The sequence below is a fragment of the Pseudomonas sp. FSL R10-2964 genome, assembly GCF_009600035.1.
Taxonomy (GTDB): domain Bacteria; phylum Pseudomonadota; class Gammaproteobacteria; order Pseudomonadales; family Pseudomonadaceae; genus Aquipseudomonas; species Aquipseudomonas bubulae.
Genome location: NZ_WIWH01000003.1, coordinates 140,804 through 163,449, shown reverse-complemented (window position 1 = coordinate 163,449; position 22,646 = coordinate 140,804). Strand labels below are relative to the sequence as shown.

Sequence of the window (22,646 nt, the reverse complement as noted above, 5' to 3'; positions counted from 1 at the left end):
CACAGCTCAATAAGCGATACAGATATCGGCGAAATTCAGCGGTTGTTCGTCGGTACCGGCGTGCGCTTCATCAAACAGCAGCCGATGGATGCGCTGCGCCGTGTGCTGAAATTGCGCACCGCCAAGGCTGTGCAGGTTGTACTGATGGCTGTTGATCTCGGCCCGCACCCGCCCCGGATGCGGCGACAGCAGCAGGATACGGTTGCCGACCACCAGCGCCTCTTCGATGGAGTGGGTGACAAACAGCAAGGTAAAGCGCACCTCCTCCCAGAGCAGCAGCAATTCTTCCTGCATCTTGCGTCGGGTCAGGGCGTCGAGAGCTGCAAAGGGTTCGTCCATCAACAGGATTTTCGGCTGCATGGCCAGGGCACGGGCAATCGCCACCCGGGCCTTCATGCCACCGGACAAGGTGTGCGGGTAAGCATCGGCAAATGCCGCCAGACCGACCTTGTCCAGATAATGCAGAGCCCGCTCCTCGGCCTCGCGCCGAGGCAAGGTTTTCGACGCCAGCAACGGGAACATCACGTTTTGCTTGAGCGTTTTCCAGGGTGGCAGCTGGTCGAACTCCTGGAACACCACCATGCGGTCTGGCCCCGGGGCGGTGACGGGTTGGCCCTGCAGGCGGATCTGCCCTTCACAGGGGGCATGAAAACCGGCCACAGCCTTGAGCAAGGTCGACTTGCCGCATCCCGAAGGTCCAAGCAGGATGAAACGGTCGGCCGGATCGATTTCAAAGCTGACCTGATGAGTCGCCCGCACCACACGCTGCGGCGTGCGGTATTCAAGACTGACCTGGTCGACCGACAACAGGGCTGGCCCTGTTGCATTCAAGTGGCTGGCCGTGTGGCCTTGCACCGAGGCATTCATTATTGTCAGCTCCCCTGCAACGGTTTTGCGTCCTGGAAGAAGTAATCCTTCCAGGAGTCAGGTTTATTTTTGATCGCACCCACGCGGTACAAGAACTCGGCCAGCGGATAGGTATTTTTCGGCGTTACGCTGAACTCGTACTGCGGGTTGTCGATGATTTTAAGCAACTCGGCGCGGTCGATATTGGCCTTGGTCACGCGGATATAAGTGTCAGCGGCCGCGCCCTTGTCGTTCTGGGCAAACTCGGCGGCTTCAGCCAGGGCCTCGATAAAGGCCTTGTAGGTTTTCGGGTTGTCGCTACGGAACTTCTCGGTGGCAAACAGCACCGTTGGGGAATTGGGGCCGAGCAAGTCGTAGGTGTTGAGCACCACATGCACATTTGGATTTTTCAGCGCCTGATCCTGGAACGGCGGGTTGGAAAAATGCCCGCTCAGCTCCGTACCACCGGCGATCAGCGCAGCGGTGGCATCCGGATGCGGGACGGCGATGGTGTACTTGTCCAGCCGGTTGAAGTCCTTGTCGCCCCACTGTTTGGCAGCGGCGTATTGCAGGAAGCGCGACTGCACCGAAACGCCCACGGCCGGTACCGCGATACGGTCTTTTTCGGTGAAGTCGGCGATGGTTTTGACCTGCGGGTTATTGCTCAGCAGGTAGTACGGGAAGTTGCCCAGCGAGGCCACGGCCTTGACGTTCTGCCTGCCATGAGTGCGGTCCCAGATGGTCAACAGCGGGCCGACGCCGGCCCCGGCAATATCGATGGAGCCGGACAACAAGGCATCATTGACTGCCGCGCCACCTGACAACTGAGTCCAGTCGACCTTGATATCGATGCCCTCCTCCTTACCGTGCTTCTCGATCAGGTTTTGATCGCGCACCACGTTGAGCAACAGGTAAACAATGCCGAACTGCTCGGCGATACGGATTTCGCCTTCGGCATGGGCGACGTTCGGTGCCACAAGGCTGCCGGCAAGCAGACTAAGGCTCAGGCCCAGACTTGCGGCCACGGTTTTGATGGATGCGGGCATGGCGATGCTCCTTGAAATGAGTCAATCAGAAAGGCGCGTTGCCCTGGATGGTGGTGCGATACAGCTTGCGGCGCAGATGGCTTGGGCATCCGGCGGCGAGATGGATCAGCGAGCGGTTGTCCCAGAACACCAGGTCATGGGGCTGCCACTGATGGCGATAGATGTTCTGCTCCTGCACGCTATGGGCGTAAAGCTCGGCCAGTAACTGCCGGCTCTCGTCCTCGGGCAGGCCGACAATGCGAGTGGTAAAGCCCTCACTGACAAACAGCGCCTTGCGGCCGTTTTCCGGATGGGTACGCACCACTGGATGCACCACCTCGTTCACCTGTGCCAGTTGCTCCGGGGTGAGGGTCGGACGCCAGTTACCCTCGAATTTGCTTTCGCTGTAGCGCGCCGTATAGGAATGTGCAGCCGAACGCCCTTCAACCGCCTTGCGCAAGGCCTGAGGCAGGCCATCCCAGGCCTTGTGCATATCGGCGAACAGAGTGTCGCCGCCCTCGGCAGGCAGCTCCTGGGCATGCAGCATCGAGCCCAGGCTTGGCAGCTCTTTATAGGACAGGTCCGAATGCCAGAACTTGCCTGCATCGCCCAGACCAATGGACTGGCCGTTTTCGATGATGTTGGAGACGATAAGGATTTCCGGGTGACCGGTCAGCAGAAATTGCTTGAGCACATGGATCTGCAAGATGCCGAAGCGACGGCTGAAGTCGATCTGTTGCTGCGGGGTAATGCGCTGATCACGAAACACCACCACGTGATGCTGCAGATGAGCACGATGGATACGCGCAAAGTCCTGGTCATTGACCGGCAAAGCCAGATCCAGGCCCATGATTTCGGCACCCACGGCGCCGCTGAAAGGACGGATTTCAAAGGCTTGAGGCGCGATGCTCGCGGCAATCGCAGAGGCAGACGGTACAGACATAAATCACTCCCACGCAGGGCACGCCCAATGGCGCGCAGATCGATCAGAAACTCACGGTGGCCCCGTGCTGGTTCATTTCGTGCGGCGCGTCGATTGGTCGACCTGTACGCAGGGGTATGACTTTATAGATATAAGAAATTAAATTTAAATACTTTTATTGCATAAGCATATGAGCGCTTGCCCGGCTTTTTTCCGCCGCGCTATTAAAGAGCCAGCGCAACCTGCCGATGTCCTGTAGGACAACGAGTCTAAAGGACGCATCGACATGGTTGGCAGCATCAATCCCCTGGCATCGAGCCTGAATATTCAGAGCACGCCCGCCGCCACGGCCAGCAAGGCCACGGACAGCACAGCCGTGAGTGATGCCGGCGCGACGGCCACCGAGCAGGTCAAGCCACGGGCAGCGCGCGACGCCAATGCGGCACCGCCGGCTGACACTGATGACGACAGCTCGGACACGGTCAAGCAGCTGAAAAAACAGATCGCGCAGTTGCAAAAGCAGCTTCAGCAGCAGATGCAGGCCCTGCAAAGCATCCAGGCCAGCGACCAGAACGAAGCCAGTAAAGCCGCCGCCGTGGCCGGAGCCCAGGCCCAGGTGACTGCGACAGCAGCAGCGCTGCAGGCGGCGACGGCAGCCTTGCTGCAAGCATTGACGGCCCAGGGCAGTGGCAGTTCGGGGTCGATGGTCAGCACATCGGCCTGACAATCCCCCGTAGCTGCTGCCGAAGGGGTACGAACCAGCAGTGAAAAATATACCCTTTTACCTTTCCTGCATCTGTTGGACCTGGGCCTGTCCATGATCTTCAACGGGGTAAAGCCCGATGAAGACAAACCTGATGACAAGCCCAACACCCCTTCTGAATTCTGGCGGTCGCCCATATAGCGCCGCAGGCATCATGCACGCCATCAAAAACCTTTAATGGATCCACTATCAGCGACCACCTTTACATTTTGTGTTCGGTAATCGCCACAAACCCTATTAAAACCCGATATTACTCCAGAGCAAAATTGACTTGAAAGATCCCTATACCGCCTAATGGATCCATAAGAGCAATAACACCTGATCTGGAGATTGGTCATGTACCCAAAAAACACCTGGTACGTCGCATGCACCCCCGATGAAATCACCGACAAGCCTTTAGGCCGGCAGATTTGCGGCGAGAAAATGGTTTTTTATCGCGGCCATGAAAACAAGGTCGCCGCTGTCGAGAACTTTTGTCCGCACCGCGGCGCCCCTCTGTCATTGGGCTATGTCGAAAACGGCAACCTGGTGTGCGGCTATCACGGCCTGGTCATGGGCTGCGACGGCAAAACCGTCGAGATGCCCGGGCAACGGGTACGCGGTTTCCCGTGCAACAAAACCTATGCCGCGGTCGAACGCTACGGCTTTATCTGGGTATGGCCCGGTGATCAGGATCAAGCCGATCCTGCATTGATCCACCACCTGGAGTGGGCGGTGAGCGATGAATGGGCCTATGGCGGCGGCTTGTTTCATATCGGCTGCGACTATCGTTTGATGATCGACAACCTGATGGACCTGACCCACGAAACCTACGTACACGCCTCCAGCATTGGCCAGAAGGAAATCGACGAAGTCGCACCGAACACCACGGTTGAAGGCAACGAAGTCGTCACGGCGCGGCACATGGAAAACATCATGGCTCCGCCGTTCTGGCGCATGGCATTGCGCGGCAATAATCTAGCCGACGATGTGCCGGTAGACCGCTGGCAGATATGCCGCTTCTCGCCACCCAGCCACGTCCTGATCGAAGTCGGGGTCGCTCACGCGGGCAAAGGCGGCTATCACGCAGCTCCCGAGTTCAAGGCATCGAGCATCGTGGTCGACTTCATCACCCCGGAAACAGACACCTCGATCTGGTACTTCTGGGGGATGGCACGCAACTTCAACCCGCAGGATCATGCGCTTACCGCGACCATCCGCGAGGGCCAGGGCAAAATCTTCAGCGAAGACCTGGAGATGCTCGAACAACAGCAACAAAACCTGCTGGACCACCCGCAACGCGCACTGCTCAAGCTCAATATCGACTCGGGTGGCGTGCAGTCACGCCGCGTCCTGGACCGCATCATCGCCAGCGAACGCACGCCCGAATCACAATTGATCGCCACTGCGCAGTAATTTCCGCACGGGGGCGAGCGCACTTTGGCCAGCCCCCTCAATGGCAACGCTTTGAGGAAGCAGCATGATTGATGTGGTGGTGGTATCTCGCAACAACGAAGCGCAGGGCATTTGCAGCTATGAATTGGCCAGCACCGATGGCAGCGCCCTGCCCGCTTTCAGTGCAGGCTCGCACATTGATGTGCACCTGCCCGGCGGACTGATTCGCCAATACTCCCTGTGTAACCATCCTGACGAACAGCATCGCTACCTGATCGGCGTGCTCAAGGATCCAGCCTCACGGGGCGGCTCGCAAAGCCTGCATGAACAGATCAATAGTGGCGATTGCCTGCGCATCAGTGAACCGCGCAACCTGTTTCCGCTGGTCCACGAAGCCCGGCGCAGTTTGCTGTTTGCAGGGGGCATAGGGATCACCCCGATTTTGTGCATGGCGGAGCGTCTGGCCCACAACGGCGCAGATTTCGAACTGCATTACTGCGCACGGTCCGGCGAGCGAGCGGCCTTTGTCGAACGTCTGCGCAACTCGTCTTTTGCTGACCGGGTGTTCATGCACTTCGACGAGCAGCCTGAGACCGCCATGAATGCAGCCCAGGTACTTGCCAACCCGCAGCCCGGCACCCATTTGTACGTGTGCGGCCCCGGTGGTTTCATGCAACATGTTCTCGACAGTGCGCGCGCCCAGGATTGGCAGGAGCACGCCCTGCACCGGGAGTACTTCGCCGCCGCCCCGGTTGACAGCAGCAACGATGGCAGCTTTTCGGTCAAGGTGGGTAGCACCGGCCAGGTCTTCGATATACCTGCGGACAAAACCGTGGTCCAGGTCCTGGAAAGTCATGGCATTGATATACCCATGTCGTGCGAGCAAGGGGTGTGCGGCACGTGCCTGACCCGCGTGCTGGAAGGCGTTCCGGATCATCGCGACATGTTCCTTACCGAAGATGAGCAAGCCTGCAACGATCAGTTCACTCCGTGCTGTTCGCGCTCGAAATCGCCCCTGCTGGTGCTGGATATCTAAGCTTCAATCGGAGCGGTGGATCACTTTCATCCGCTCATTGGCGGTGGCCGAACCGAAGATTTCGGCATAACGCAACGTCGCGTTGGCGTGCTCGCGCATGATGGCTTCGGCGCGAGCGCCCTGACGACTGACCAGCGCATCGAACACCGAATGATGCTGCATATGGGCATAGTTGAAGCGACGGTATTCACGGACCATGTCTTTGCGATCAACCGCCAGCGCCGTCACTGATGCAAACGGCAAATGATCATTGCGTGCCAGGGCATCGGCTATGGCCGGGTTGTGACTGCCCTCAACGATAACCTGATGAAAACGCATATTGAGGTCGTGATAGATCTCAAGATCGTCCTCGGTGACGAAGCCTTTATCGAACAGCTCATCCCCCTGCAGCAGGCACAACTCCAGGGCGGCCCGCGCATCTCCCGACAGCCCGCGCTCAGCCGTCAAACGTGCCGCCAGGCCTTCAAGCACCCCGCGTACCTCCACCGCACCGGCGATATCATTGGCACTGACCGAACGCACCTGAAAACCGCGCCCGCCGAAACGCACCAGCAAGCCTTCCTGCTCAAGCGTGCGAAAGGCCATGCGTACCGGCATGCGGGAGACGCCGAACAACTCGGCAGTGGGAATTTCCATGAGGCGTTCGCCAGCGGCAAGCTCGCCTGAGGCAATCATCTTGCGCAGTGCAATCAGCACCAATTGACCGGGTTTGCTCATCCAGGCAGCATCCAGAAAACATGAGCGGCCATAGTAACGCATGAGCAGCTATAGAGATTGAGCGGCGCACAAATCGGCCCTGGCGAGCACGCCATCGCAGGCAAGCCCGCTCCCACAGGCAGTGCGCCGTTCTCAAAACCTACTGTTTGGCACACCTCATTGTGGGAGCGGGCTTGCTCGCGAGGGCATCGACGCAATTCGGCAGACATTCCGAGCTGCCTGCATCGCAGCCCCCTACATCGACAACGGATAACTCACGATCACACGGGTCTGGTCGAAGTCGCTGTTGAAGCTGCGACGGTTGGTGGCGTTGTTGACGCGCAAGCTGAGGTTCTTCAGCGTGCCGCTCTGGACTGTATAGCCAACCTCGGTATCGCGCTCCCACTCCTTGCCGTTAGCCCCCTGTTTGGTGGTGGCGTTGTCGCCATGACCATAGCGAACCATCGCCAGCAACCCGGGCACCCCGAACGCGGCAAAGTTGTAGTCGTAACGCGCTTGCCAGGAGCGCTCGTCGGCATTGCTGAAGTTGCCGTTGAACATGTCGTTGCCCAGCGTGCGCCCGCTACTGCCGTACACCGACATCCAGCCGCTATCCCCGCTGACCCTCTGCAACCCCAGGTACAACGTGTGTCCGCCCGTAGCCGCCGAGAACAACCCGTACGCTGTGCGACTGCTGACCCGACCGATACGCGCGCTGCCATCGTCCTTATCAATGAAGTAACCCAGATTGGCGCCCAGCACCCAGTCACCCACCGGCTGTTTGTGCAGCAGATTGAAATAGCTCTGCTGATAAATATCCGCCAACTGCGAATGCCACGCCCCCACCTGGGTACGCTGTTCATTGAAACGGTACTCAGCCCCCGCGTAGTTGAATCGGTCCGAGGTCACACCCGGCGCAGCCCACGTCGCGAGATCCTGCATGTCCGAAGAATTGCGCAAACTCACGGCCCGGTATTGCCCTGCCTGCAGCCCCAGGCCTTCAATCTCCCTGGACACCAGCATGGCGCCACGGAAGGTCTGCGGCAGCAGTCGCCCATCGTCGTAACGCAACACCGGAACATCCGGCAGCAGTTCGCCAACCTTCATTTCCGTTTGCGAAAAACGCGCCTTGGCCGCCAGCCCTGCCCGGCCAAAGTTATCGGCCGCGCGACCATCGCTGTTCACCGGCAGCAGTTCTGAACCGCTGGCCACGCGACTGCTGTCGAGCTTGATCCCAAGCATGGCAATCCCTTCCAGGCCAAAACCCACAGGCCCCGGGGTGTAACCGGAGCTGAATTTCAGGATAAAGCCCTGCGCCCATTCATCCACCTTGCTTTTGCCTGCGCTGTGGTCACGAAAATCTCGATTGAAGTAGTAGTTGCGCAACATCAAATCTGCTTTCGCACCGTCAAAAAAACCTTCACCCTCGGCCATTGCCGAGGCACAAACAGACAACGACAGCAAACCTGTAAGCATCTTCATTATTATTGTTCTCCGAATTTTGGGCGCAGTCGCTCCCCGCAGCGGACACAGCCCGCCCAGACAGATAGATAGACATGGGAATGCGCCCGGCCAGGCCGGGCTTTGATCAGAAGGTTGAATCAGGCCTGCGCCAGCGCCGGTTGGGCCTGCGAAGTAGACGGCTTGAGCAGCAGCAAGCAACCGGCCGCGATCACGAATACGATTGCAAACACGCCATACAGGTGCAGGGGCTGCCAGCCGGCATCCAGCAGAAAACCGGCCACAATGGGCGACAGGATAGCGCCGATACGACCAATGCCGATCCCCCAGCCCACGCCCGTCGCTCGTACGGATGCGTCATACACTACTGGCGACAATGCATAGAGCCCGGCAACGCAGCCGTTGGAAAACAGCCCGATCAGCAACCCAAGCCCCAACGCGGCCATGACCGAAGACCCCGAGCCGACAAACAGCACCAGCAAGCCCGCGGTAATCAGCATGAACAGCGACAATACCCGGGTCAGCGGCCAGCGCGATGACAAGCCGCCGATCAGCGCCGCGCCAAAGATCCCCCCAACGCTCAACAGCACGCCACCGGTAATGCCCTGTTGCGCCGAAAGCCCGGCCGAGACCAGCAGTTTTGGCGTCCAGCTCATCACAAAGTAAAAGCCGAACATTACCAGGAAGAACAACAGCCAGATCAGCAGCGTAGTGCGGCGCAAGGCAGGCGCCAGAAGTTTGCTCAGACCGGTACTGTGACCCGCCGGATTCACCACTGCAGCAGGCATCTGGCTCAAGACTGGCTGCCCCAGGCGCCGGGCCAGGCTATTGATACGCTGCAAGGCCGTGGCCGGGCGGCGCGCAAGCAAAAAGTCCAGCGACTCGGGCAGCCACAACAGCACCAGCGGGATCACCGCAAAGGTCACAGCCCCGCCGAAAACAAACACCGAACGCCAGCCCCAATGGGTCAACAACCAGACTGCCAGCAACCCCCCCAGCGTTGCGCCTAGGGCATAGCCGGTGGATTGCAGACTCACTGCCAGGCCACGCCAGCGCTTGCTGGCATACTCGCTGGCAATCACGTTGCTGCTGGCCAGAATCCCGCCAATCCCCAGCCCCGTAAGCCCGCGCAGAAACGCCAACTGCACCGGTGTCTGGCTCAATGCCGAAAGCAGCATGCCCGTGCCGCTGACCACCAGGCACAACAGGATCAATGGGCGTCGACCAATGCGATCCGCCCAGGGGGCGAGAAACAGTGAACCCGCCGCCATGCCAAACAACCCGGCACTGAGCAACATGCCGATTTGCGCTCCACTCAGGCCCCACTCGGCCGACACCGAAGCCGCCGTGAACGCCATCACCAGCACATCAAAGCCATCGATCATGTTCAAAACAATGCAGATCCCGATGGCGAGCCATTGAAATCGCACCATCGGACCGTTATCAACGCGAGCTTTCAGATTGATATCCATCATTGCACCTGCCTGTCGCAAGCAACCCGGGCAAGGCAAGCGCAAAACACGGCAGTACGCGCAGACATAAAGCGGACAGAACTGTGACAGTTCTGTGCTCTGGATAAGCCTTTCATGACGAGACCCTTTTTTGTAATTTTTATGGGCGACGGTCAGGAAGGAATCCAGCCAACGCCAGGGCGCTAGTCAACCCGTTAATGGATCCACAGGCAATATGAGGGTTTGTCAGAATTTCAATAATTCGGTCCATCAGATACAGAACCCAACACATAAAAACTGTTTTTATCTTTTAAATTCAACGTGTTAGCACATCAGGACCAGATAAACTTTAGGGTGCGATTATCGACCAATCTCGTGGCCAGAGATCTTCTCTGGCCAGAAACCCATTATTACTCACTTTAAAAACCGCTTATTGGATCCACTGAAACAATGCTTTCCGGGTATCACTCGACAAACGCCAGCCTCGCCATTGCGCCACGGATGGAGGCAATGCGGTAGTCGGCTTCTGGCAATACATAGGCAAAAAAGAACTGCGCAGTCTGTAGTTTACTGGCCCGTACCGGGTCGCTGTCGGGCAGCAAACGGGACACACGCGCCCCTCGTACCCAGGCAAACCCCAGCAGAGCCACCCCGCACAACCGCAGAAAGTCCCCGGCAACCCGATAGGGATACTCGACGTCCTCGCCAGCGCGCTCACGAACTGCAGCCACCACCGCTTCAAGCTTGTCGCACAGTCGCTCCAGCTCAGCGGCAAAACCGGCACACTCCGAGGCGTCCAGGGCCAGCGCGGACTCCTGGCGCATCACCGCCAGCAACGCGGCAAACGCCCGACCGTCATCGCCCAGCACTTTGCGCAACAGCAAGTCATTGGCCTGGATCTCGTTGCTGCCCTCATAAATCATCGCAATACGGCTGTCGCGCAGGGTTTGCTCGATAGCGAATTCGCTGACATAGCCGTAGCCGCCGAACACCTGCAAAGCGTTGCTGGCCTGGCGAAACCCCTGATCCGTGAAAAATGCCTTGATCACTGGCGTCAGCATTTCTGCCAGCTGCAGGGCGTGCTGACGGTCAGCCTGGCTCCCTTGGTGCTCTGCCTCATCGAGCAGATGCGCCACCCAATAGCCCACGGCCCGCATGCCCTCGGTACAGGCGCACAACTCCAGCAAGGTACGACGCATGGCCGGGTGAAAATGGATCGGGTCGGCGGCGTCAGCACTGATCCCGGCAGGCCGAACCGGCGCACGCATCTGCTTGCGTTCCAGGGCATAGTCGCGAGCGTTCTGCCACGCCGCTTCGGCGTGCCCCAACCCCTGCAGCCCCACATGCAGCCGCGCCGAGTTCATCATCACGAACATCGCCGCCAAGCCTCGGTTGGCCTCACCAATCAGCCAGCCTTGTGCCTGCTCGAACACCAGCGAACAGGTCGCGCTGCCCTTGATCCCCATCTTGTGTTCGATACCGTCGCAACGCACGCTGTTGACCTGATGGTGGTCCAGCAGCTTGGGCACCAGAAACAGCGAAATGCCCCGACTGCCAGCAGGCGCACCGGGCAATCGTGCCAGCACCAGATGCAGGATATTTGCGCTCAGGTCATGATCGCCACCAGAGATAAACAGCTTGCTGCCGCTTACCCGATAACTGCCGTCGTCTTGCGGTTCGGCACGACAGCGCAGCAGGCCGACGTCGCTGCCTGCCTGCGGTTCGGTCAGGCACATGGTGGGCAAGACTTCACCGCTGACAATCTGCGGCAAATAACGCGCCTTGATCCACTGCGGGGCATGGGCCTTGAGGCACAGATAGGCACCGTGGGCGATGCCGGTGTACATGGCCCAGCCATGGTTGCTGGCATAGAGCATCTCCTGCAGCGCCGCGTCGAGTAGCTGTGGCAAGCCCTGACCGCCGTAGGCCTCATCGCAGGCCAGGGCTGACCACCCGCCTTCGGTGTAGGCAACATACGCCTCGACAAAGCCAGCTGGCGTTGTCACCCGGCCAGCTTCGAAGCTGCACCCCTGGCGGTCGCCACTGCTGTTGATCGGCGCAAGCACCTGGGAGCTGAACCGCCCGGCTTCTTCAAGCACCTGGCGGGCCAGCGCCAGATCGAGATCCTGGAATCGCTCTGTTTGTGCCCAGGCCTGCGGGGCCTCGAGCCAGTGTTCAATGACAAATTGCATGTCGCGCAGCGGTGCCTGGTATTGCCACATGGGAAAACCTCAAATCTTGGAAAAATGCGGATTCTCGATCAGTACCGCCATGCCCTGCCCACCCCCGACACACGCAGCGGCAATGCCATAACGCAGATTCTGCTCGCGCAGCTGCCGCGCCAGGGTCAGCACCAGGCGCAGGCCGGTGGCAGCCAGGGGATGCCCCAGAGCAATGGAGCCGCCACGGCAGTTGAGTTTTTGCCGGTCCAGTTCCAGTGCCTGTGCCACTGCCAGAATCTGTGCGCCCTGCGCCTCGTTGATTTCAAACAGATCAATCGCGTCCAGCGCCAAACCGCTGCGCTTGAGCAGCAACTGGATCGCAGGTACCGGGCCGATACCCATCCGTTGTGGCGCAACACCGACCACCGCCGTCGCCAGCAAATTTGCCAGGCCCGGCTGCCCCGCCGATGCACGGGCGACCAGCGCGGCAGCGGCGCCATCCACCACTGCGCAACTGTTACCCGCCGTTTGCACACCATCAGGGTGAATGGCTCCCAGCCTGGCAAGGGCCACGGCGTCGGTGGCACGCGGATGACTGTCGAGGCTGACAGACTCACATCGACGCGGCAGGCTGATACCACGCGGCTGACAGCCCTCCAGTTCAAACACTTCATTGCGCAGGGTGACGATTTCATCCCCCAGCCAGCCGCTGGCCTGGGCGCGAAGTGCCTGCTGGTGACTATTGAGGGCATAGCCGTCCACTGCCTCACGGCTCAGGCCATAATCCTTGGCCAGGTTTTCCGCCGTGGCGATCATGTCCACGCCGGGAGCCGGGTCGTACAGCGCTTCCCAGAGAAAATCCTTGAACTCGACCGGCGCCCCCAGGCGGAATCCACCACGATGGGTGTAGGCGGCAATCGGGTTGCGGGACATGGACTCGGTGCCCACACACAGCGCCAGTTCCATGCCGTCATGCAACTGCCCGGCAGCCTGGCGCAACAGTTCAAACCCTGTGGCGCAAATACGCTGCACCGCCAGGGCAGGCACCTGTTGTGCCACACCGCTGTAGAGGCCGATATGACGCGGCAACATGTACGCATCAAAACTGGCCTGAGCCATTGAACCCGCCAGTACCGAGTCCACTGCCTGCCCGCCCAGCCCGGCACGGGCCAGCACTTCACGGGCGACCTTGATTCCCATATCAATCGGTGAAACCTGGGCCAATGCCCCACCCAGGTCGACCCATGGTGTACGAACCGCCTCAAGAATGGCGACATCGGTGAATGCCGAGTACTGCCCTCCAGGGCTCACGACGGCTTGCCTGCACGCAGGATCGAAGGCGCCTGCCCGCGATAAAGTGCTTCCACATGCGCCGCTCGCCATTGCAGCACTGCACGCTGATTGATCGAACCCTTGTCGGTGATTTCACCGCGATCGATCGACGCGGCCTCATCCTGCAGCGCGATCCATTCCAGGCGACTGGCATTGCCACTGGCCTGGAGATTGAGCCGCTGCAACCAGTCAGCAAACCACTGGCGTACCGGTTCACTGGCCAACACCTGCGCATCGCTGGCGTCCGCAGGCAAGCCCGACAACTGTCGGCACTCGTACAGACGGGCAAATACCAACGCACCAAGACACTCGCGATCCGGCGCTGCGATCACCAGATCCTGAACATAGGGCGAACCCTCGAGCACGGCCCGGTTTCGCAGCGGCCCCACGCTGACAAATACCCCGGAGGACAATTTGAAGTCCTCGGCCAGTCGTCCATCGAACATCAACCCCCATTGCGGGTTGCAAGGATCGGCCAGCTTGATGGCATCACCTGAGCGGTAAAAGCCTTCATCGTCAAACGCCTCGGCACTCTGCTCGGGGGCGCGCCAGTAACCGGGCATGATGTGCGGGCCGCGAAAGCGCCCCTCCAGCTTGCCGTCCACCGGCACCAGCCGGACCTCACAGCCCGGCGCCGGCAGACCGATATAACCGGCCATCGACAACGGCCCGGTGGTGAAGGTGCATGAAGGCGAAGCCTCGGTCATGCCCAGCCCGGCCATCATGCGGATGCGCTCGCCACAGTGTTGCTCGGCAACCCGGTCGAGCCGGTCCCAGATACTTTGCGAAAGGCCCGCTGCGGCGAAAAAGAACAGTTTGATGCGGGCAAAAAATCGTGCCCGCAAGTCGCTGTCAGTTTCCAGCGCAGTGACCAGCTCTTCCCAGCCCTTAGGCACGGTGAGGTAGGCAGTCGGCGAGATTTCCTTGAGATTGCGCAGGGTTTCGGCAAAGCCCTGAGCCGTTGGTTTACCGCCATCCAGGTACAGCGTACCGCCGTTGTACAGAACGATACCGAGGTTATGACTGCCGCCAAACGTATGGTTCCAGGGCAGCCAGTCCACCAGCACCGGGGGCTCTTCGGCAAATACCGGAAAGGTCTGCAACAGCATTTGCTGATTGGCACAGAGCATGCGTTGGGTGGTAATCACCGCTTTGGGCAGTTTGGTAGAGCCTGAAGTGAAGAGGAATTTGGCGATGGTGTCCGGGCCTGACGCCATGAACGCAGCCTGGGCCTCGGCGCCGCCCGCCTGCTCCAGCAAGCTGGCAAAGCTCACCTGGGGCCGCCCAGCCATCTCGCCACGTACCGCTACCAATGGCGTCCCTGCGGGCAATACTGCGTGCACGGCACGTTGATAGACCGCCGCATCACTGACAAAGATCAGGCCTGGCTGCAACAGGTCGCAGACATGGCGCAACTTGGCAAAATCCTGGGACAGCAACGAATAGGCAGGTGAAACCGGGCAGTAAGGAATACCGGCGTACATCGCCCCCAACGCCATCTGCAAATGCTCAATATCGTTGCCTGACAGGATTGCCAGCGGACGCTCTGCCCCCAGACCATACACCAGCAGGCTTTGCGCAATGGCGCGAACGTCTTCCAGCATTTGGGCATAGCTGATGCGACGCCACTCGCCATCACTGTCCCGTGCAGCGATAAAGGTGTGCTCGGGCCGGACCTGCGCCCAGTGCACCAGGCGATCAAGCAAGCGTTCGGGCATCGGCTCCAGGGTTTCCAGGGAGCGCATGTGCAAGATGCCGCCGACCTCAAGCACTTCGACCGCCGGGTGACCGATAGCCACCTCGCGATAACGTGCCGGGGACGTAGGGGACTTGGCCGGGGATTTGAATTCGAAACTCACGTCATGCTCCTCCAACAAGGCATGCGCGGCCCGTCCGACACTTAAGCGGCATGGCGCAGGCATGACTCCTTATTATTGTTATGCCTTGTGCAGACAATCAGATCGGGTAGTGGCGCGGCCCGTTCTGCAAGGTGATCCAGCGCAACTGGGTGAATTGCTCGATCGACGCCTTGCCGCCAAAACTGCCGTAACCGCTGGACTTGACCCCACCAAAGGGCATTTGCGCTTCATCGTGGACCGTAGGGCCGTTGATATGGCAAATGCCCGATTCGACCCGCTGGGCCAGTGCCAGGGCACGCCCGGTGTCCCGACTGAAAATCGCCGCCGACAAACCGAACTCCGAATCGTTGGCCAGACTCAGCAAGGCCTCATCGCCGTCCCCGCGCAGTAGCACGGCAACCGGGCCAAAAGACTCTTCGCGGTACAGGCGCATACTCGGGGTCACACCATCGAGCAACGTTGGTTGCATGATGCTGCCATCGACCTGACCACCCACCACCAGCCGCGCGCCTTTACCGACCGCATCGTCGATCAGCGCCTTGATCCGCACACCGGCGCTGGCGTCCACCAGCGATCCGAGTACCGAGTCGTCCGCCTGGGGATGACCGGCGCGCAAGGTGGCAACCTTGGCTGCCAGCTTGTCGATAAAGGCATCCGCCACCTTGCTGTCCACGATCAGCCTCTCGGTGGACATGCAGATCTGGCCCTGATTGAAGTAAGCGCCAAAGGCTGCGGCGTCGACTGCGGCGTCAAGGTCAGCGTCATCCAGTACCAGAAACGGCGCCTTGCCCCCCAGCTCAAGAAGGGCCGGCTTGAGGTGACGGGCTGCCAGCTCGGCAACAATGCGCCCCACGTGGGTTGAGCCGGTAAAATTGACCCGGCGCACCGCCGGATTGGCGATCAGTCGCTCTACAATCGCCGGCGCATCTACCGGAGCATTGCTGATCACGTTGACCACGCCATCGCCCAGTCCCGCGTCCTGCAATACCTGGCCAATCAGCCGGTGAACGGCCGGGCTCAGCTCGGAAGCCTTGAGCACCACGGTGTTGCCGCACGCCAGCGGCATGGCCAGAGCACGGGTTGCCAGAATCACCGGGGCATTCCAGGGCGCGATGCCCAGGATGACGCCACAGGGTTGGCGCAAGGCCATCGCAAAACTGCCGGGCACATCGGAGGGGATTACTTCGCCGTTGATCTGGGTGGTCATGGAGGCGGCTTCACGAAGCATGCCGGCCGCCAGCTTGACGTTGAACCCGTACCAGTTGGCCATAGCCCCGGTTTCACCCGCTGCCTCGATAAACTCGCTCGCCCGTGCCTGCATCAACTCGGCAGCAGCGAGCAACCGGGTACGCCGTTCATTGGGCGCCAACGCGGCCCACACGGGAAAAGCAGCCTGAGCCGCGGCAACTGCGGCATCGGCATCTTCCAGGGTGGCGGCGGCCACGCGTGACACCACCTCACCCGTCACCGGGTTGCAGCGTTCGAACGTTCGACCATCACGGGCCGGGCACGACTTTCCGCCAATGAGCAGGGGCACGTCCAACATGGTGATTCCTCTTTATTGTCGTTATCGGGAATTCATTTACAGGGTGCGACCGGCGCACCCTGAACAGCGAGATTAGCGCTTGTAGGCTTGCAGGCCTGGCTTGATGCTCTTGTCATCGAGGAACTGCTTCATGCCCTGCTCACGCCCGCCTTCGGTATCCAGCAGTCGCGACTGGTCGAGCTTGGCGTACAGATAATCTTCGTTCTGCTCCCAGGTCAGTTCGCGGCAACGCTTGAAGCCATGCTTGGCCGCACGCAGTACAACCGGGTTTTTCTCCAGCAGATTGCGCGCCAGCTCAATGGTGACTTCACGCAACTGCGCCAGCGGTACGCTCTCATTGACCAGGCCCATCTCGGCGGCTTTACGCCCGTCGAAGGTCTTGCCGGTCATGATGTAGTACAGCGACTGGCGATGGCCTACGGTGTCTGCCATAGCCTTGCTGACCAGGTTGCCCGGTGGAATGCCCCAGTTGATTTCCGACAGGCCGAACGTTGCCTCGTCAGCGCAGATGGCCAGGTCGCACGCCACCAGCGGGCTGAAACCACCACCAAAGCACCAGCCATTGACCATGGCAATCGTTGGCTTGGCGTACATGCGCAGCAACTTCCATTGCCACTGCGACGCTTCACGGCGGATTTTCTCCTGAAGAATCTCGGGACCGGCGTCCACTTCGCGAAAGTACTCCTTCAAGTCCATGCCCGCCGTCCAGGCATCGCCCGCGCCGGTCAACACCAAAACACCCGCCTGCGGGTCCTGCTCGAGGGTTTCCAGCACGTCGATCATTTCACGGTTCAGGGTCGGGCTCATGGCATTGCGTTTTTCCGGACGATTGAGTATCACCCAGGCGATGCTGTCTTCGATTTCGACTTTGACGGTTTTCCAGCGGCCTTCGTATTGGCTCATAGCGATTGCTCTCTTGTTGTTCGCTTGAAGATGAGTGAAAACTAACCGGCATAGTTAGTTATGTCAATTAACCATTAATTAAATTAACCAATTTTTTTTGCGGCAAACGCTCGTAAAATAACGCAGCGATGGCTATCAACCAGCAACCGCGGCAAACTAGATACGTTTATTAACTTCATTCGAGCAAGGACCCCTCTATTTATGGCCAAGCCAGCCACCCCTGTCGTCGCCCAAGAGGCCATGCCTGAAAGCCCGGACGTACAGGCTCCTCTGGACACCGCGCTGGACGAACTGATCGGCTATGCCATGCGCCGCGCCCAGCTCAAGCTTTTCCAGAACCTGATCAGCCGGCTGTCGACCCACGACCTGCGTCCGGCGCAGTTTTCGGCAATGGCGATCATTGACCAGCATCCCGGGCTGATGCAGGCGGACCTGGCCCGGGCGCTGGCGATTGAGCCCCCGCAAGTGGTGCCATTGTTGAACAAGCTGGAGAGTCGGGCGTTGGCGGTACGGGTTCGTTGCAAACCCGACAAACGCTCCTACGGCATATTCCTGAGCAAGACCGGCGAAGCCCTGCTCAAAGAGCTTAAGGCTATTGCTGCGCAAAGCGACATCGACGCGACCTCGGCGCTGGATAGCGCCGAGCGTGAAGAACTGCTGCGCCTGCTGAAAAAGGTGTATCAGGAATAGCCCAGCGCTGTAGCTACCAAATCCGCAACATGCGCAGTGCCTGATCAATAGTGAAAGCTGATTTCACGACTGCTGCGCAGCCGAACGCAGCCTCGCACGGCTCGGCAGCTGCTACGATTTTCACAACTCATGCCACTGCGTAGCAGTTGACGAGTAGAACGAGGCTACGTTCGAGCGTGAAGCGGTCGCAAAACCGCAACACGCGCAGGGCCTCGCACGGCTCTCCAGCAAATAGACAATTGGCCCTACCAGATCGGCAAGGTATAGATGGCCAGGAAGCGGGTCTGGTTTTCGTCGCGAAAGGCCGCACCTGCCGGGAAGTCATTGCGGTAAATAGACTTCCTCGCCAAAAGGCCCAGGTTTTTCAGCGGCCCGCTCTGTATCACGTACCCCAGCTCCATCTGAAACTCGCGCTCCTTGCGATCATCCGCATTCAAGGACACCAGTTCGATATTGTCACCGCGCACATAACGCAACCGCCCTTTCAATCCCACTACCCCCACCGCCGTGAAGTCGTAGTCGTAAATGGCCTGCCAGGTGCGCTCCTTGGCATTGAGAAAATCCGAACTCATGGTCATTTCGCTCATGCCCATCAACTCTGTACCCGAGATGTAAGGCGTCGCCGTATCACCGCTGGAATGCATGTAGCCCACACTTAAACGATGCCCTCCCAGCCGATACCCCAACAGCGCCGATGCGTTGATGTTGTCGACCTTGCCTGCTTTGGCACTGCCCGCCTCATCACTGAAAAAACTGCGCAGGTCGGTGGTCAGCACGCCATCACCCAGGGGCAGATCGTGCAGCAATGCCAGGGTGCTTTGCTTGTACAAATCCGCCACCTCGACATGGTAGGCGCGCACGCTCAGGTTCTTGTTGACCTGATAATCACCACCGCCGTAAGCCAGGTGCGAGGTTTCAGCCGAGCCCTTGAATCGGCCATTGGGCGACGCGATAGTCATGGCCTGGTAGTTGGTGGAGTCACGTTTATTGATCGCGTCGATATATCCGGTGTTGAAGGTCAGACCGTCAATTTCTTTGGAGCTGACGGTGGTCCCGCGAAAGGTCTGGGGCAAAAGCCGCGACGGGCTGGCAAAGGCAAACGGCAGAAAAATCGACACATCACCGGTCTTGAGCGTGGTCTGGCTAAAACGCAGCTTGCCGGTGAAGGCCAGTCGCGAGTACTCATCCGCAGCCTGTTTGTCACTATTGACCGGCAGCAGTTCGGTGCCGCTGCGGTCAGGCGAAGAGTCCAGCTTGACCCCCAGCAGACCACGCACATCCAGCCCGAAACCGACCGTGCCCTCGGTAAAGCCCGACTCCATGTTGGCAATGAAGCCCTGGGCCCATTCCCGCGCTGCGGTCTTGACGCCATCGTCCTTGTAATCACGGTCCATGTAGTAGTTGCGCAAGGTCAGGGTGGCGTGACTGTCTTCGATAAATCCCTGGGCCCAAACAGGGGTACTGAGCAGGCACAGGGCAATGCACGAAAGCGGGAACAAGCGCAGGGCGCCTTGGTTGAGCGTATGCATATTGAATGTCCATTTATTGTTGTTTTTGACAGAACCAGAACGCTCTCATGGCGTTTCCTGGGCCAGAGAATGGAAACAAGTCAAAGCAACGTCAATCTTAAATGATCGATAATCGAACATTATGTTTCTTATCTATTTTTGATAATTACAGGCACGCACTGGCTAAAAGCCTGTTTTAAACACGTTTAAGCTGATTTTTTAGCAAATACCTTCGCAGCTTCTTTTTTTAGTTATCTTTGTTAATCTTTATTTGGCTCGCTGAAAGCCCCCCTACAAAAACAATAACGAGGTTCGTCCATGAACACTCCACAGCATCGTTCGACGCTGACAATCGCTTTGTGCTTTATCGTTGCGCTTATCGAAGGGTTTGACCTGCAAGCCGCGGGCACTGCCGCCGCCGGCCTGCGTCAAACCTTTGACCTGGACCCGAAAATGATGGGCTGGGTGTTCAGTGTCGGGATCATCGGCCTGCTGCCCGGTGCATTCTTCGGCGGCTGGATTGCCGATCGAGTCGGCCGTAAAAAGATCCTCATCGGCGCGGTCATCCTGTTTGGCGTCTTCTCCCTGCTGACCGCCTATGTAGACAGCTACTACCACTTGCTGCTGGTGCGATTCATGACGGGCCTTGGTCTGGGAGCTGCCCTGCCCAACCTGATCGCCCTATGTGCTGAAGCGGTAGACGAACGCCGTCGTGGCACAGCGATCAGCATCATGTATTGCGGCGTGCCACTGGGTGGCGCAATGGCAGCGGTAGTGGCGATGTTCTCCCATGACCACTGGCAAACCACCTTTATCATCGGCGGGCTAGCCCCGTTGCTTGTCGTGCCGCTGATGATCATCCTGCTGCCCGAGTCCCGGGTTTTCCGCCAGGACGCCAGCCAGGCTTTGCGCGTGTCTACGGGCCAGGCACTGTTTGGTGAAGGTCGTGGCCGTTCGACCCTGGCGTTGTGGCTCAGTTACTTCTTTACCCTGACCGTGATGTACATGTTGCTGAACTGGCTGCCCACACTGCTGCTCGCCCAGGGTTTCACCAAGCCGCAAGCGGGCATGGTGCAAATGCTGTTCAACATAGGCGGTGCTTTGGGCTCCTTGCTCGGCGGCCTGCTGCTGGACCGCTGCAACCCGATCAAGGTGGTTCTGGGCGTCTATGCCGGGCTACTCGCATCACTGGCCGGGATCGGCTTTTCGGTAGGGATTGTGCCCGTGGCCACTGCAGGCTTTGCTGTGGGCCTGTTTGTAATGGCGGCGCAGTTGGTGCTCTATGCAATGGCTCCGCCGCTGTATCCGACAGCCGTACGGGCAACCGGCGTCGGCGCTGCAGTCGCTATCGGGCGCCTGGGTTCGGTTGCAGGTCCCTTGGCAGCAGGTCAGATCCTCGCCGCCGGGGCCGGAACGACCGGGGTGCTGCTGGCGACTTCACCGGGACTGGTCATTGCGGCATTGGCGGTCATCACGGTGATTACCCGTGCCAATCAAAGTGCAAGCCTGAAACCGGGACTTTGTGGCCGCTGACAAGTACCTCCAGGCTGCACTCTATGGCCTGGAGCATCTCGACAGCGTGTTTGTTCAGGTTCTGCCGATCTCAGGATTCAAAGGTTTGAATCCTGAGATCAGGGGTTGTCTCTTCTGCCTCGCCACCAACTCCATGTTGTAGTCGTTGACGAGTGGAACGAGGCTGCGATCGGGAGGGTGCTGATCATCGTGTAAACCTGCCGGGGCTCTGGCCTTGCGCCAAAGCCCCGGTATGTCAGGCCTGTGCGGCGCTGCGGTTTAGCCGGTACATGGTCCAGGCGTAGAACACCAACGCCAGCCCCGCCAGCGAACCACCTGCCAGCCCGATCCAGGCAAAACCGAAATGGCTGCCCACCGAACTGCCCAGCAATGCCCCGCCGCCAATGCCGATATTGTAGATACCGGAAAACATCGCCATCGCCACATCCGTCGCGTCCGGCGCCAGGGTCAGTACTTTGGACTGCATCGCCAGGCCAAAGCCCATGATCGCCATCCCCCAAATGATGCTCAACACCCCCAGGGATTCAATCCAGTTGCTGGCCGGCAACAGCAACAGCAGGCTCAGCGCGATCAGGCCCACAGCGGTCAGCAGGAAGCCCAGCGGGCTGTATTTGTGGAACCAGCTAAAACACAGCGAACCGAAAATCCCCGCACCGCCGAAGAGCAGCAGGATCAGGGTCACGGTAGCGCCGCTCATACCCGCCACGTTCTGCACAAAGGGTTCGATATAGCTGTACGCGGTAAATTGCGCCGTGATCACCACCGCCGTCAACAGATACACCGCCACCAGCGCAGGGCGCTTGAACAGCACCGGCAAGCTTCTGAGCGAGCCGGAATTCTGGCTTGGCAGCAACGGCAAAGTGCGCGCCAACCACAGCACCAGCAACACCGCCAGCGCTGCGATCACCAGAAAAGTGGTACGCCAGCCCATGGCCTCGCCCAGCAAACGGCCCAGGGGCACCCCCATCACCATCGCCAGCGAAGTACCGGTGGCCAGCAACCCCAGCGCTTGCACCTGCTTGCCCTCAGGCGCCAGACGCACCGCCAGAGAGGCTGTTATCGACCAGAACAGCGCATGGGACAGCGCCACGCCGATCCGGCTAAGCAACAAAATGCCGAAGCTGGTCGCCAGACTCGACAGTACATGACTGGCGATAAACAACCCGAACAGCACCAGCAGTAACTTGCGCCGCTCAACGTTGCGCGTCACCAGCATGATCGGCAAGGAAGCCAGTGACACCACCCAGGCATAGATGGTGAGCATCAGCCCGACCCGGGCCGTGGCCATGTCAAAACTTGCGCCAATCGCACTCAGCAGCCCCACCGGCACAAACTCGGTGGTATTGAACACAAAAGCGGCCAGCGCCAGCGCGATTACAGGCTGCCAGTTGGCTTTAGAGGTAGAGGTGGGGTTGCTCATTTAATGAATGCACTACTCGCTATCGATGATGAACCGGCTCCGACGCTTCAAGCCGGAACCACACAGGCTGACAGTTTATAGCCTTCACGCAGAGCCGTTGGCGAGATTTTGCAGATACT

18 protein-coding genes are annotated in these 22,646 nt (G+C 59.4%); 5 read left to right on the top strand and 13 right to left on the bottom strand.

All coding sequences use genetic code 11. The features are described 5' to 3' along the window. Window positions 1-6: 6 nt before the first annotated feature. Genes GHN92_RS03070 through GHN92_RS03060 form a run of 3 tightly spaced genes read right to left on the bottom strand, consistent with a single transcriptional unit; the run spans window position 7 to window position 2,814 of the window. Window positions 7-867: an ABC transporter ATP-binding protein gene (locus GHN92_RS03070; RefSeq protein ID WP_153326201.1), complete on the bottom strand. Its 861-nt coding sequence runs from the start codon at window positions 865-867 to the stop codon at window positions 7-9. Between the two features lie 5 nt (window positions 868-872). Continuing rightward, complete coding sequence (locus GHN92_RS03065; RefSeq protein WP_095024728.1) at window positions 873-1,892, bottom strand: ABC transporter substrate-binding protein; 1,020 nt, start codon at window positions 1,890-1,892, stop codon at window positions 873-875. A gap of 25 nt (window positions 1,893-1,917) precedes the next feature. After that, window positions 1,918-2,814 carry a TauD/TfdA family dioxygenase gene (locus GHN92_RS03060; protein WP_095024729.1) on the bottom strand — a complete coding sequence of 299 codons (897 nt, stop codon included), beginning with the start codon at window positions 2,812-2,814 and terminating at the stop codon, window positions 1,918-1,920. Between the two features lie 265 nt (window positions 2,815-3,079). Here GHN92_RS03060 and GHN92_RS03055 point away from each other — a divergent pair, with 265 nt between their 5' ends. The 3 genes from GHN92_RS03055 (at window position 3,080) to GHN92_RS03045 (ending at window position 5,966) form a co-directional block, all read left to right on the top strand. Further along, the gene (locus GHN92_RS03055; protein ID WP_153326199.1) at window positions 3,080-3,517 is read left to right on the top strand and encodes a hypothetical protein; all 438 of its coding nucleotides are present in this window, start codon (window positions 3,080-3,082) and stop codon (window positions 3,515-3,517) included. A gap of 375 nt (window positions 3,518-3,892) precedes the next feature. After that, the gene (locus GHN92_RS03050; RefSeq protein ID WP_150629359.1) at window positions 3,893-4,951 is read left to right on the top strand and encodes an aromatic ring-hydroxylating dioxygenase subunit alpha; all 1,059 of its coding nucleotides are present in this window, start codon (window positions 3,893-3,895) and stop codon (window positions 4,949-4,951) included. A 64-nt stretch (window positions 4,952-5,015) separates the two neighbouring features. Further along, complete coding sequence (locus tag GHN92_RS03045) at window positions 5,016-5,966, top strand: PDR/VanB family oxidoreductase (RefSeq protein WP_153379348.1); 951 nt, start codon at window positions 5,016-5,018, stop codon at window positions 5,964-5,966. 3 nt (window positions 5,967-5,969) lie between these two features. Here the strand turns inward: GHN92_RS03045 and GHN92_RS03040 are convergent, their stop codons facing one another. The 8 genes from GHN92_RS03040 to GHN92_RS03005 form a co-directional block, all read right to left on the bottom strand. Beyond that, the gene (locus GHN92_RS03040) at window positions 5,970-6,683 is read right to left on the bottom strand and encodes a GntR family transcriptional regulator (protein WP_095000370.1); all 714 of its coding nucleotides are present in this window, start codon (window positions 6,681-6,683) and stop codon (window positions 5,970-5,972) included. 234 nt (window positions 6,684-6,917) lie between these two features. Then, complete coding sequence (locus GHN92_RS03035) at window positions 6,918-8,144, bottom strand: OprD family porin (protein ID WP_153379346.1); 1,227 nt, start codon at window positions 8,142-8,144, stop codon at window positions 6,918-6,920. A 119-nt stretch (window positions 8,145-8,263) separates the two neighbouring features. Next, window positions 8,264-9,595 (bottom strand): MFS transporter, encoded by a 1,332-nt coding sequence (locus GHN92_RS03030; protein ID WP_095026520.1) that lies wholly within the window; start codon window positions 9,593-9,595, stop codon window positions 8,264-8,266. A 443-nt stretch (window positions 9,596-10,038) separates the two neighbouring features. After that, entirely contained in the window at window positions 10,039-11,796 is a 1,758-nt protein-coding gene (locus GHN92_RS03025) for an acyl-CoA dehydrogenase (RefSeq protein ID WP_153326191.1), read from the bottom strand. Between the two features lie 9 nt (window positions 11,797-11,805). Continuing rightward, a complete protein-coding gene (locus tag GHN92_RS03020; protein ID WP_095023592.1) occupies window positions 11,806-13,047 on the bottom strand; it encodes a thiolase family protein in 1,242 nt (413 codons plus the stop codon). Further along, entirely contained in the window at window positions 13,044-14,927 is a 1,884-nt protein-coding gene (locus GHN92_RS03015; RefSeq protein ID WP_095000374.1) for a feruloyl-CoA synthase, read from the bottom strand. Before GHN92_RS03015 ends, GHN92_RS03020 begins: the two co-directional genes overlap by 4 nt. A gap of 97 nt (window positions 14,928-15,024) precedes the next feature. After that, window positions 15,025-16,473 (bottom strand): aldehyde dehydrogenase, encoded by a 1,449-nt coding sequence (locus tag GHN92_RS03010; protein WP_095000375.1) that lies wholly within the window; start codon window positions 16,471-16,473, stop codon window positions 15,025-15,027. A 72-nt stretch (window positions 16,474-16,545) separates the two neighbouring features. Beyond that, entirely contained in the window at window positions 16,546-17,376 is an 831-nt protein-coding gene (locus GHN92_RS03005; RefSeq protein ID WP_019822412.1) for a p-hydroxycinnamoyl CoA hydratase/lyase, read from the bottom strand. A gap of 201 nt (window positions 17,377-17,577) precedes the next feature. On the opposite strand from GHN92_RS03005, the gene GHN92_RS03000 reads away from it, so the two are divergent. Continuing rightward, the gene (locus GHN92_RS03000) at window positions 17,578-18,066 is read left to right on the top strand and encodes a MarR family winged helix-turn-helix transcriptional regulator (protein ID WP_095000376.1); all 489 of its coding nucleotides are present in this window, start codon (window positions 17,578-17,580) and stop codon (window positions 18,064-18,066) included. Between the two features lie 245 nt (window positions 18,067-18,311). Here GHN92_RS03000 and GHN92_RS02995 read toward each other — a convergent pair whose 3' ends face one another. Then, the gene (locus GHN92_RS02995; protein WP_153326187.1) at window positions 18,312-19,595 is read right to left on the bottom strand and encodes an OprD family porin; all 1,284 of its coding nucleotides are present in this window, start codon (window positions 19,593-19,595) and stop codon (window positions 18,312-18,314) included. Window positions 19,596-19,892: 297 nt separating this feature from the next. Between GHN92_RS02995 and mhpT the strand changes: the two genes are divergently transcribed. Continuing rightward, on the top strand, window positions 19,893-21,107 hold the full coding sequence (mhpT, locus tag GHN92_RS02990) for a 3-(3-hydroxy-phenyl)propionate transporter MhpT (RefSeq protein WP_095000378.1): 1,215 nt from the start codon (window positions 19,893-19,895) through the stop codon (window positions 21,105-21,107). Window positions 21,108-21,342: 235 nt separating this feature from the next. Here the strand turns inward: mhpT and GHN92_RS02985 are convergent, their stop codons facing one another. Beyond that, a complete protein-coding gene (locus GHN92_RS02985; RefSeq protein ID WP_095000379.1) occupies window positions 21,343-22,527 on the bottom strand; it encodes a sugar transporter in 1,185 nt (394 codons plus the stop codon). Window positions 22,528-22,646 lie beyond the last annotated feature (119 nt).